The 11,965-nt window shown below is 67.8% G+C and carries 11 protein-coding genes; 4 read left to right on the top strand and 7 right to left on the bottom strand.

All coding sequences use genetic code 11. The annotated features are described in order from the left end of the window. Window positions 1-435: AAA-associated domain-containing protein (locus ACWIVK_RS08835; protein ID WP_448576284.1), on the bottom strand; the 435-nt coding region annotated here is incomplete at its 3' end. Between the two features lie 2,232 nt (window positions 436-2,667). Between ACWIVK_RS08835 and ACWIVK_RS08830 the strand changes: the two genes are divergently transcribed. Next, on the top strand, window positions 2,668-4,452 hold the full coding sequence (locus ACWIVK_RS08830) for a hypothetical protein (RefSeq protein WP_448576283.1): 1,785 nt from the start codon (window positions 2,668-2,670) through the stop codon (window positions 4,450-4,452). A 599-nt stretch (window positions 4,453-5,051) separates the two neighbouring features. On the opposite strand, the gene ACWIVK_RS08825 is transcribed toward ACWIVK_RS08830, so the two are convergent. Continuing rightward, entirely contained in the window at window positions 5,052-6,002 is a 951-nt protein-coding gene (locus ACWIVK_RS08825) for a hypothetical protein (protein WP_448576282.1), read from the bottom strand. A gap of 151 nt (window positions 6,003-6,153) precedes the next feature. Here ACWIVK_RS08825 and ACWIVK_RS08820 point away from each other — a divergent pair, with 151 nt between their 5' ends. Next, window positions 6,154-6,906 (top strand): DsbA family protein, encoded by a 753-nt coding sequence (locus tag ACWIVK_RS08820; RefSeq protein ID WP_448576281.1) that lies wholly within the window; start codon window positions 6,154-6,156, stop codon window positions 6,904-6,906. Beyond that, a complete protein-coding gene (locus ACWIVK_RS08815; RefSeq protein ID WP_448576280.1) occupies window positions 6,903-7,397 on the top strand; it encodes a vitamin K epoxide reductase family protein in 495 nt (164 codons plus the stop codon). Before ACWIVK_RS08820 ends, ACWIVK_RS08815 begins: the two co-directional genes overlap by 4 nt. Here ACWIVK_RS08815 and ACWIVK_RS08810 read toward each other — a convergent pair. Genes ACWIVK_RS08810 through ACWIVK_RS08795 form a run of 4 tightly spaced genes read right to left on the bottom strand, consistent with a single transcriptional unit; the run spans window position 7,379 to window position 10,121 of the window. Then, complete coding sequence (locus ACWIVK_RS08810; protein ID WP_448576279.1) at window positions 7,379-7,978, bottom strand: YkoP family protein; 600 nt, start codon at window positions 7,976-7,978, stop codon at window positions 7,379-7,381. The genes ACWIVK_RS08815 and ACWIVK_RS08810 overlap by 19 nt on opposite strands. After that, window positions 7,975-8,679: a glycosyltransferase family 2 protein gene (locus ACWIVK_RS08805; RefSeq protein ID WP_448576278.1), complete on the bottom strand. Its 705-nt coding sequence runs from the start codon at window positions 8,677-8,679 to the stop codon at window positions 7,975-7,977. The genes ACWIVK_RS08810 and ACWIVK_RS08805 overlap by 4 nt, the downstream gene beginning before the upstream one ends. A gap of 13 nt (window positions 8,680-8,692) precedes the next feature. Further along, a complete protein-coding gene (locus ACWIVK_RS08800) occupies window positions 8,693-9,406 on the bottom strand; it encodes a glycosyltransferase (protein WP_448576277.1) in 714 nt (237 codons plus the stop codon). Next, window positions 9,381-10,121: a polysaccharide deacetylase family protein gene (locus ACWIVK_RS08795; protein WP_448576276.1), complete on the bottom strand. Its 741-nt coding sequence runs from the start codon at window positions 10,119-10,121 to the stop codon at window positions 9,381-9,383. Before ACWIVK_RS08795 ends, ACWIVK_RS08800 begins: the two co-directional genes overlap by 26 nt. A gap of 247 nt (window positions 10,122-10,368) precedes the next feature. On the opposite strand from ACWIVK_RS08795, the gene ACWIVK_RS08790 reads away from it, so the two are divergent. Continuing rightward, complete coding sequence (locus ACWIVK_RS08790) at window positions 10,369-10,827, top strand: HNH endonuclease (protein WP_448576275.1); 459 nt, start codon at window positions 10,369-10,371, stop codon at window positions 10,825-10,827. A 439-nt stretch (window positions 10,828-11,266) separates the two neighbouring features. On the opposite strand, the gene ACWIVK_RS08785 is transcribed toward ACWIVK_RS08790, so the two are convergent. Further along, window positions 11,267-11,965 (bottom strand): hypothetical protein (locus ACWIVK_RS08785; RefSeq protein ID WP_448576274.1); only part of this gene is annotated, 699 nt, incomplete at its 5' end.

Below are 11,965 nucleotides of genomic sequence, written 5' to 3'. Positions count from 1 at the left end.
CCCCGCCTCCTCCGCCAGTTTGAAGAAGAAGGTGCGCGCTTCCTCGACCCTGTTGCGGGGCTGGCCCAGCCGCATCTCTACCTGCCAAACCCGCTCCACCCAGGGGCCATCGATCACGCGCAGTCCCTCGCGGAGGGCTCGCTCGATCACCCCACCGTACGGTGGGTAGCTCAAGACCACCCGTGCCAACTCGCGCTGTCGTTCGAGCGCATCGGTGGCATAAGCCAGTCGTCGCCCAGCCTCCGTCAGCCGAATGTCGCTCGCGTCCCGCTCGATCAATCCCAACTGCTCCAGCGCGTTCAGGGTCTCCCGCAACGGCTCTCCGCCGCCCAAGCGAGCCTCCAGCAGGCTCCGGTCGATGCCTCTTCCCTTGGCGTATTCCATGACTTGGAACAACAAGCGTGGATCGGTCCGGTACGGGAGCAAGATCGCCATCGCTGACCCTCCAGTGCGATCGTCACGCGACTATTCTAGCACGTGCGACCCAATCAGTCAAGTAAATGATGCACACGACTTTGCACGATACCGATCACGTCTTTCTCCCAGCGAACGCTCACGCCACTGCAGCAGCACCGGGGCGCGCTGACCGCGACGATACCTCGCACCCTACGCTATCCTCGTGCACCCGATCGCCGCGCGAGCCGTCTCCTGCCCACCAGCACGTGACGGGAGCGCGCACACTGCACGCGTGGCGACACGCGGGATTCGTGAAGCATCGCGTAAACAGCACGCGTGCTGGATCACTCGAAGCAACCATCGCGACTCGTCACGCAGCCACGCACGTGACGAGCCCGCTGCACGCGGCCAGCCGAACGGGCGGCCGGTCCAGCCGAGCCCCCGAACCCGAAAAGACGCGCCCGCCCGCGTGCTCGAGTCTCGAGAGGACGCGCCGATCGCGCTCGCCCAGTACGGCCGCCCGTGAGTCGAGCGAGTTCGTACGCTGCCGACCGCGCACCACCCATCCCCCGCTGGAGGGCTTCGCCGACCATCACGGTGGCTCGCTCGTATCGGCGCGCTGGGTCACGTGCCGAAAGACTCGAGTAGCTGCTCGTCAGGCGCAGCCTGCTCGCCCACTGCCGCAGTTTCATGGCCGGCGTCCCGACAATCCCTACGGTGCTGCTCCCCTTCCCGGTACCGCAAGCAGAAGCCCGACCGGTGCTCCCTCGACGAGCCTCCGCAGTCGCACCGGCCGGTTCGCCGCGCGGCGCCCCTCCAGCGCGAGAGCGCTCTCCGCGTTCGCATCCCTCTCCGCGCACGCGGGCCCCCGCCGCACGCGGCTCGTCACCGCATGCCAGACCACCGGTCATGGACCAGTCGGTGCTCGACGACTGCCTGCCCAGGGCTTACCCGACGGGATCCCCGTCAGCCGCGATCGCGCCGCCCACAGGCCAACTGGCCCGCGACCATGCGCGCTCCGCCCACCGCCCGATCGAGCAGCAGAAACTTCGTCCTCCCGACCGCGAGCGGACGGTACCGATCCTTGTCGGACCGGGCCGTGCGCCCTCGCGCCTCGACCGAGCCGCCCAGCGCAGCCCGTGCCGGGGAACGGCTCAACCGCGCTGATCCCGCCCGCGCAGCGATGCGCTGGACGCGCTTCTCCCTGCTAGCCCGCTGCGGTGTCCTCGTGATCTCGCCACTCCGCTCCCCATGCCACGCCGGCCGGAGACGAGCATCGCCGCCAGTCCCCTCCGCGGCCCGTCCCGATCGCTGCGCCCGACCGACCCAGCGCGCTCGGCTGGACAGCCGGCACCGTGCTGCCTCGACTCGGCCGCCCAGACGCCGTTCGGCGGCGGAGCGCCCCCACGACGCCCGCTCGAGCAGCCTGCGCGCTCGACGCGCAGCGCGCGAGTCCCCATCTCGCCTGTTCGCTCCGCGACTGCGCCTCTCGCCTCGCCCGTTCGCGTGTCGTTTCGGCGGCTCGATCCCGCCTGTCCGTTTTCCGACCCTTCGTGCTGTGTCCCTCAGTGAGAGCAGATCGTTGCGCGACCAGCCAGGCCTGCTCCGCTCGAGCAGCAGCCGGATCGGCACACGCACTCGTATCGAGTGCGCTGGTCAGTTGCTGCAGGACCCCAGTTGGCTCGAGACAAGCCGACCAGTCGCCTCGCTCGGGCCACCGAGCGTCGCAGCAGGCTCGGCCACAGTGGACTGGATTCCAGTCGCCTCGCTCGGGCGAGTGCCTTGGCAGCGATCGCGATCCGGGCGCGGATCGACGGACAGCCGATCAGCGACCAGTCGCCTCGGCACGGGAGTGGCCAGCCGGCGCCAACTGACCGAATCCGCCCTCCGCGTCAGCATCCAGGCGCCGCGTGCCGGAAGAGGCTGTACCTGACTCTCCCGCTTGCGCGGTGGACAGCGCGTCGGACTCGACTCACACCGCCTGACGAGGCACTGGCCCGCCGCACCGGTCAGGCCTCGAGGCGCCGCACCCTCCCACTCGACGTGCCGGCGCCTGACGCGCCGCGGGTGCGTCGGCGCGTCCCGTGGGCGAGGAATCGGCGTCGAGGCCACTCGCCGGCACGCAGCCATCAGCGCACCAACCGCCCGAAGAGTACTCCGGCCAGCACCGCACCGTACGCCCCACCACGAGCGGCAGTGGTGGTTCGTCCAGACACCAGCGCGACCGCGCGGGCTACATGCAATATTTCACGCGACGCACGGAGGAAATGGATGAAACGACTAAACCACTTGAATCCAGCACAACGTGCCGCTATCATGTCGCCAGAGTGGCGCAGCCGAGGGGAGCGCCCGATGCCCGATCCACCGCTGACGGCCGGTGAGCAGCCCGAGCGCAGCGGCGATGACGTTCGTCGCCGCGGCTGGTTCTGGCACTGGAACACCATCATCACGCAGTTCGCACCCTTGATCGGTCTCAAGGGGGTCGGTTTGCTCAATTCCTATACCGTCTGGACCGACCGTCGGGAGCATTCACCCTATCGCGGGTACGCGTTCCCTTCTCAGCAGGCCGAAGCAGCCTTTTACGGGGAGGATCGTGCCGAACTCATCACGATCAACAAGATCCTCGTCGCCCTCGATCTGATCGAGATCCGCAAGGAAATGGTCACGCGTACCGACGAGGCCGGCCGACGCTGGCGAGTCCCACACAACTTCTACCGCGTCAAGGATCGACCCGACGGCTTCGTCCTCACCCCGGAGGCAGTCCTGCGCGTCGTCGAGTTGGCCGCCCGCGACGACGCCGTCTACCGCTACATCCGGCACGTCTTCTCCCCCCGCTTCGCCCCGATCGATCGCGACAACGTTTGGCACCAGATCCTCCCCGTCGTCCGTCGCCACCCCCTCTGGCAAGCGCTCGCTGCCCGCGCCGCAGCCGAGGATGCTCGCGCTTCGGCCCGCACGCGCGCCGGTCACGCCCGTCGCAAGAGCGCTCGAGCCAACGACGAGCAACCGGCAACGCTCAGCACCACTGTTGCGCCGAGCGACACTGCTCAGCTCGCCGATGTTGCTCCGAGCAACAGTGGTTCGCCGACCGTTGTTGCACCGAGCGACGATGGTTTCGCCAGCGAGAACCGAAGCATGGTTGGCCCGGCCAACAGAGAGGAGGAAACCAGTGTTGCTCTTGACGACACGACGTATCACCAAGGTGAGCAGACGACTACGACGACTGCTCGCGATCCTCAGGAACTGGTCCAGCCGCCAACCGACGGTGCCGGTCCGTTGCTCGAACCGTCGCCTCAGGTCATCGCTTGCTACGAAGCAGCCAACGCGCGTCCCGCATCGCCGCTCGAGCGGACGCTCCTCGCCGAGTTGGAACGGGAGTTCCTCCCCTTGGCCGACGCACGCGGTGAAAGCTCGGCGGAACTCCTCGTCGCAGCGATCCGCGAAGCCGTCGCGTCCGGCTCGCGCTACGTTGCCCCGAAGCGCATCCGCGAAATCCTCGCTCGCTGGGCGCGTCACGCCGTTCGGCCGAGCCCTGCGACCGCGCGGGCAGTGAGCCTTCAGCCGGCTCCTTCGCTCGCCAGTCCTGCCGTTCCCGGGTTCCCCGTCGACGGGCTCCTCGCACCGGACACGCTCGATCGACTCGTCACCTTGCTCGAGGAAGCCCTCGCCGCACGGCTGACCCGCTCGCAACGCTCTCTCCAACGACCGAGTGATTCCCCTCTTGTGCCATCCCCCGGGAACTCTGCTGACCTGCCGGAGCGAGCGAGCAGCGAGCAGTCCGCCGCACTCGCTCCCCTCTGGTCGCTGGCCCAGGAGCATCTGAGCGAGCGTCTGCCTGCTTCCGCCATCGCCGAATGCATCCGGCCCGCTCGCCTGTTGGCTGCACCCGATGCCGGACCGGTCGTGCTCGGTGTTCCCAGCGCGACGGTCCGGCGCCACCTCGAGCGGCGCTGGCTGACAGCTGTCCGCGAGGTGCTCGCGACCCTCCTCGGCCGGCCGGTCGAGATCCGTATCGTCACCTTCGCCGAATGGGAGGGCGGCAACTGTGCCGGCTGAGCACCCGCCATGCTCGGTGGAAACCGGCCACGATTCCTGGTCCCTGCGCCAGCGTCCTTGCTGCGGCGGCATGGACGCTCGACGAGCGCACCGCTCTCACCGGCAAGGAAGGCACTGTAGCCCGTTCCTGCTCGTCGCGTCTTCAGTCGGTGCGCAGTGTCGTACCGCGAGTCCACCGGTCACTCGCCAGCAGCGCTGTCGCGCCCGTCCTCGCCTCCGCTCGCGGTGCGCCCTCGCGGCCGTGATCGCGAACGCGTCCACCTCGCAGCCATGCGCCGTGGTCGTGCGCGGCGAGCGGCGAGCGCTCCAGTAGGGGGTTGCACCGAAACCTGCGCAGAGCTCCCTCGAATGGTTGCAGTTCCAGGTCGCTGCACCGCGCGACATCGCGGTGCAGCCGCGATCCGAGCGGGACGGCACTCGCTCCGTCGACGACTGCGCTCCCGATGTCAGCTCCTGCCCACGGTGTCCTTGCTCAGTCGCCTTTTCGCCGTGCGGTCGCGCAGGAGGCAGTCTTCCTGCCAGCGCGAGCATGTCTCAGTCTCCGCGCGGCGATGAGCAGCGACATGCTTCAGTAGCCAGGGAGCGTCCGGTCCGCCCAGCTACCACCAGGGAACGGGCATTCCGGGTCGAGCTCCGCCCGCAGCTGGAGAGCCGCGCCTCGGATCGAGCAGGCGCTCCCCGATTTCCCGCACCCTCGGATGTGGACTGGCGAGGGCTGCTCGAGCCGGTTCCGGATGCCGGTGTCGCGTCCAAAGGAGCTCGGCGGCTGCCTCGGCGAGCTCCGGTCGCGGATGCTGGATCAGTCTGGCCAGGATCGGCGCGATCTCCGCCGTGGTGAGAACCTGACCCAGCGCCCAGAGCGCGTCAGCGCGCACTTCTGCGGGTTCCTCCTCGGCAAAAGCGAGCGCTGCTGCCCTCGTCCGAGCGCGTGCGTCGACGCGCAACGCCAATCGCCAGGTTGCCCGGCGAGCTCGACTGCTCCCATCGCGTGTCCAGCGCGGCCAGTCGGGCACGAGCAATTCTGGCCACCGTCCTGCCGCGATCTCGACGGCCAGACCACGGACTACCTCGTCACGATCCGCCAGCGCGACGAGGAGTAGCGCTCGCTCGGCCCACGGCGGCAGAACGATCTCCCGCGTTGGATCGGCGAGGAGAACGGTCAGCACGAGTTCCCGCGCTCGCGTGTCGCCCCGACGCAGCACGCGCAGGGCAGCCGAGACGAGGCTAGTGATCCCTTCTTCGGCCAAGCGCTCCCACAGCGCCAGCGCGGCATTGCTCCCAGCGAGCCACTCCAGGTTCGCAGCCAGCGTTGCCTGGTCCGCTCGCTCGATGACCGAGCGCGTCGAGAAATCGCGCTGCTCGGCTCGGAAGTCATCGCGAAAGCCCAAGAGCAAGGTAGCCAGCGCTGCCGCCTGGGTTCCGGGGAGGACGGGCAGGACGGCCCGCCGGAGCCAGCGGCGACCGCTCGCTGTAGCCAGGGCTGCCGTCCAGCTGGGCTCGAGCGTGTCGTGTTCGCAGGCAGATAGCGTCGGTTCCTTGCCGTTCGTCATGCGGGGCTGCGCCTCCAGTACAGGGCTGAGTGTACCCTTTGCCGGCCTAAGGCCCTTCTCGATGACCGAGCGATCCGTGCCGGAGAAAGGGCGTTTGGTACCATTCCGGCCGGGAAAAGCGATGCGCTACCAGCCGAGAGGAGTCCGCCCCATGTCGTCGTCTCGCGAGAACCCGCCTGCAGCGTCCCGAGCCGAGCGCGTGCCGCGCCGTGCGCAGCGCAAGCTGGAAGCCGAACGACGAGCGCGCCAGCGTCGTCTCTTGCTCGTCTTGGCCCCTGTCATCCTCGCAGTCGTCGCTGCGGGGATCGGCGTTTGGTGGAGCCAGCGCAGTGCTCGCGAGGTCGCCGCCGTCCAAATGCCCGATGTCTCCAAGTACACCAGCGTTCCTCGCGACGGCCGTGTCCTCGGCGACCCCAACGCTCCCGTGCACGTCATCGAGTGGGGGGACTACCAGTGCCCGGCCTGCAAGAGCTTCGAGCAGCGTTTCTTCCCCACTATCCTCGAGCAATACATCGCGACCGGCAAAGTGCGCTGGGAGTTCCGCGATTTCGCCTTCATCGGCAAAGAGTCAGTCCGGGCAGCCGAGGCAGCGGCCTGTGCGCTCGATCAAGGGAAATTCTGGGAGTTTCACGCTGCCCTCTATGCGAACCAGACCGGTGAGAATGTCGGCGCCTTCACCGATCGGCGCCTGGAGGAGATCGCGCGCGCCGCTGGTCTGGACGTCGGTGCCTTCCGCTCCTGTCTTCGCGAGGGCAAGCACGCTGACGAGGTCCAGCAGATGGTGCGCGAAGCCCAGTCGCGCGGCGTCCGCGCGACGCCGTCCTTCAGCGTCAATGGCAGTGCTCCCTTCACCATCCGCAGTCTGACCGATCTCACCCAGCGCATCGAGGAGGCGTCGAAGTGAGCGCTCGTCCTCGCTGGCAGCTGGTCTCGCTCGGTCTCGCACTGGCTGGAGCTGGTGTCGCTGGCTATCTCACGCTCGTGGCCTATGATGAGTCGCTCCTGGTCTGTGGCCTCGGGGACTGTGCGACAGTGCAGAACAGCCCCTATGCCAAGCTGGGCGGCATTCCCATCGCCCTCTTGGGGCTTTTCATGTATCTCGTGCTGCTCGTCGTCGGCCTCGTGCGCTGGCGTCTCGTTCGCCAGGCTGAACTCCTCACCAGCGCCAACACCAGCATCGCGCTCGCCGGAACCATCTATTCCGGGTATCTCACCTACCTCGAACTCTTCGTCATCCACGCCATCTGCCAGTGGTGCGTCGCGAGCGCGGTCATCGTCACGTTGCTGCTCCTCGTCGAAGGGTGGGGACTGCGCCGACTCCTCCGCAGTGGGGCCTCCGCGCTCGACTCCGCGCCCGTTTCGCCTCGCCAGCGGCGTCAGCAACCTGCCCCGTAGCGGGCGAGCAAGCTCGCTCGGCTCATCCAGGCTCGTCCGGGCCAGGCCCGCTCCCGGTAGCGTTCAGCCATCCGCCAACCCAGCGGATGGTAGATGGCGATCAAGCCGACGAAGAAGAAGCGCTGCAAGCGTGTGTACCAGGTCGGTGGTGCTGGCTCGACCTGGAAACCCAACCGCCGTCCAGCCCGGGCGAACAGCGTCACCCCAGTGAGCGCGCGCACCTCGCCCAGCTCGCTCCGCGCGATCCGACATGCCAGCTCAGCCAGGTCCTCGCGTGCCAGGCGCAAGAGTTCCCAGGGAAGGGATGCACCGGCCAGCCACAGCCGGAGCAACTGCCGATTGTCGAAGTGGATCTCGACGATCGGGTCACCCGGCTCGATCCGCGTCCCGTCGGCCAGGATCGCCGTCGGCCCGCGGTAGCGCACGATCCGGTAGCGAAAGAAACCTCCTGGCCGGACCAGCTGTGGTCGCCACACCAGTTCCGTGAGCCGCTCCCAGCCGAGCCAGACTGCCAAGAGGCCGATCGCTCGTCCGCCTCCCGCTCGTCCCAGACGGATCAGCCACCAGGGCAGCTCTTTCAATAGCGCCAGTGCCGACCGATGCCGAGTTCCGCCAGGAGCCAGCGGAGAAAGGTGATCACCAGTCCCAGGCGGAGCGGCAGTCGACGCAGGCGACGCGGTGATGTGGCGATCCAACTCGTCGTCAGGTGGCAAACCGGAACTCCCATTCGCTGGAGTCGCTGGAGGAACTCCCGGTCCTCGGCGATTTCGAGCCGTTCGTCGAACCCACCCGCCCGCTCGAACCACGCCCGGCTACAGTACAACATCTGTGCCCGGATGCGGAAGAGCGTCTTGCCGAGTTCCATGAGATCGAAGAACCAGCGATCGAGCCGATCGGTCGTCTCCGCGATGACGCGGACGCTTCCTGCCGGATAGCCGGTATGCCAGTGCGCAATGAGCTCGGCGGCGAGTGTCGGTGCCATCACCGAGTCGGCGTCCAAAAAGAGCAGGAGCGTTCCCTGGGCTGCTGTAGCTCCGCGATTCTTCGCCCGACTGCGCCCTGGCATGGGTTCCTTGAGCAGCACGATGCGAAGGGGCGCGAGTTCTCGCGCGACCTGGCGGACGACCGCCGCGGTTCCATCGCTCGAGGCGTTATCGACGACGATCGCCTCCAGCCGTTCCAGGGGCCAGGCCTGCCGGGCGATAGAGTGCAGGGCACGAGCGACGAACGCTTCTTCGTTGCGGGCCGGGATGATCACCGAAAGGTCGGTCGTCCCGGCCACGACTTGCACCACCTCAATAGGGCCAATCCTGGCCGATACCAGCGAGCGCCACCAACCATCGCAGCGCGGTCACCAGAAGTCCGAGGCGCAGCGGCCAGCGGTGCAGTCGCCGCGGCGATGTCAGCACGCTGCTCTCGGTCACGAAGCCGACTCGAAAGCCGGCCGCTCGGATCCGCCGCAAGAGATCGTAATCCTCGGCGATGCGCAGCCGCTCGTCGAAGCCACCCACTGCCCAGAACACGTCCCGGCGGACAGCGCACAACTGCGTCGGCACGCTCAGCCGCTCTTTAGCCCAGGTCGCCAGAAAGAAGAATGCCCGGTCGATCGGGTCGTTCGAGTCCGCAACCACCCGCAAGCTCACGGCTGCCTCGCCGCGGTGCAGGTGCCCGAGCACGGCCGGGATCATGGTCGGTGCGAGGCGCGAGTCGGCGTCCAAAAACAGGAGGACGCGGCCGCGAGCAGCTCGTGCGCCCCGGTTGCGTGCTCGGCTCACGCCTGGCTGTGGCTCGCTGAGGAGCCGGACGCGGAGCCGAGGAAACGTCCGTTGGAACGTTCGTACCGCTGCGGATGTCCCGTCGGTCGAACCGTTGTCGACGACGACTGCTTCCAGTCGCTCCAATGGCCAGGCTTGCTCAGCGATCGAGGCGAGAGCCTGCCCGATCGTCCTCGCCTCGTTCCGGGCCGGAATGACGATCGTCACGTCAGGACGAACGGATCGCCTCTCCATAGGTCAGCGGAACTCCTCCTCTCTCGAGTTCCTGTGCCAGTTCCCGCAGGACTCGCCGGCACACCGGAGAGCGTGGCGCACCTTGGGGATGCAAGAAGACCGAGACCAGCTGCGCTCGCGTTCGCCAGGGTGCCAGTAGGCGCGCGCCGAACTGGGCGAGTTCTTCGTGGAATCGACTCGCTCCCATGAACCCCATCCACGGGGTGACGAGGCGCTGTCCCAACTCGACATCGAGCAGGAACAGCATCTCCACCAGGTAGGTAAAGCCGAGTTCGCGGAGAAGATCCGGGAGTTCTGTCGTGTGCAGCCAACCCGGTGGGCAGAAGCCGCGTGTCGGCAGCCCGAGGTCTGCCAGAAGTTCTCGACCGGCCAGAAGACGAGCCCGCTGCTCTTGCCATTCCAGGCTGACGAACTCGGCGACCTCCCGGGCGAAGAGCGCTGCCCGCGCGACGGTGATCGGGTCGCCGCGCCATCGCCCGGCTCGAGCGTGGGTGTAGCCGTGGAGCACGATCTCCGAACCGTTCGCGACCTCCGCCTGGAGTAGCTCGACCAACTGGGGACAGCGGCGCAGATCGTCCCGGCCGTTGTGGCAGGGGATCACCAGAAGGCTCCGCGGGTGCGCGCCGATCGCATCGAGTTCGCGGAGCAGCCAGCGGACTTCCTCCACCCAGGCTGGTGCGACATCGTGCACCGAGACGAGTACCCGACGCGCCATGCCCCTCCCCCCGTTCGCTCCATAGCATACGACAGCTCCGCTCGCACCTCGACGCGACGGCCTTCGCCATCTCGCCGACTGGCCGCTCGCCAGACGGCCTCCGGCCAGACCCGACCCGCTCCTCGTATCCCTGAACAGTCGGACACCTCCGCAAAGCGGCGCAGTCTCACCCTCCCGGAACGAGCGCCCGGCGACCTGGCCAGCGGCGGGATGCGTCGACCAGCGCGAGCGAGGATGACGCGTCCTTTTGGTATGCTGCCAGAGCACGAAAGCCGCCGAAGGGGAGGTCGCGCGCCATGTTCGTCCGCGGCGCGAGTACCGGCGCGAGGAGATTCATCGCCAGATCGGTGGTCAACGGTCCAGTGGTATCGTGACCCCTCGCGCTGCACCAATCGTCCTGCTCTTTTCCTCGCCGAGCGGCCGAGCCTACGGCTACCGCGACCGCTGGAGCGAGGACGGGCGTTGGTACTTCTACACCGGTGAGGGACAACGTGGCGACATGCGGCTCGTCCGCGGGAACCGCGCCATCGCCGAGCATCGTGCGAGCGGTCGCGAGCTGTGGGTCTTCGAATTCACCCGACCCGGCTTCTACCGCTGCCTCGGTCGCATGGAATACGAGGGCCACACCTTCCAGCCCGGTGTTCCCGATCGCGCTGGCCGGCCGCGGACGGTCGTCGTTTTCCGTCTACGCCCGCTCTCGGAGTGAGGCAGGCGTCTCGACTCGCCGCGCATCGCTGGCGCTGCTCCGGCCGGTCGTCCCCTTGCGTCGATATGGCGACGGAGCACATCCCATTCGGCAAGAGTCAGCCTGTCCCGAGCAGCCAAAGACGAGCGCGGATGAGCATCTGGGAGTCACCGCGTGCTCGCGGGGAGACGCGGCAGAGGGGTAACGGTCGAGCGTGCCGTTTCGCTCCTGCTACGCGCCGTTCCCGGAGCACCGTGCAACCCGCACGCGTGGCTCCGTCCGGCGCATCGTGCGAATCGGCCCACCGGCCCGACTGTACTGCCCTCCTCCATGCCCTGCCCGATGAAGGCGACGAGTGCCGAGTGACCGGCCCGATACGGGGCGGCTAGGTTCCTCCCTCGCTCTCATCGATCGCGTTCGTCCTTGCTGACGACTGACCGCGGGGGACGTCGTTCCGACTTCAGGCGGCCGTGACCCAGTGCTCGATCGCTTCCCGCCAGCCGATGATGTGACCGTTGCGCACGACGACGACCCGTTCCTCCTCGGTGAGTGTCCGTGCTCCCTCGGTCACCTGATCGCCCAGCACGACGGGCACCACGTTGGCGACGACTCGGCGCAAGAGCTCAGCCCGCTCGAGCGCTCGACGCACGTCGTTCTGATCGACCGTCACCGAGACTTCGATGACCAGCCAGACGGTCGGCAGCGCCGGATGGTCGTCGATAGTGCCCGTGACGACGATATCGGCGTCCATGAGACGCCCGATCTCCTCGCGCGTGAAGCGCTGCCGGACCATGCGCCGCAGCTCGGTCGGGGTGATCACCCGAGTCTCGTCCATCCAGCGGCCGAAGATCGCCGGCGCTCGATCGCGCGCCTTGACTTCGAGGTACCAGCCGCGCAGCTGCGCGAGGTCGTCGGTATGTCGCCGCACGATAGCCACGAGTTCGGCGATCTGGCCCTCCACCCGTTCCATCCGCTCAGTGAGCAGGCGGATCTGCTCGGTCGTGGCTGCCTGCTGCTGCTCCACCCGCTCCATCCGCTCGGTGAGGGCAGCGATCTGGGCCGTGGTCGCGCGCTGCTGCTCGGCCAGATCCCCGACCACGCGGCGGAGGGTGGCCAGTTCGCGCTCCACCAGGGAGAAGCGCTCGGCCAGGAGCTGGAA

The sequence above is a fragment of the Thermomicrobium sp. genome (assembly GCF_053493975.1).
This window is presented reverse-complemented; position numbering and strand designations above follow the sequence as displayed.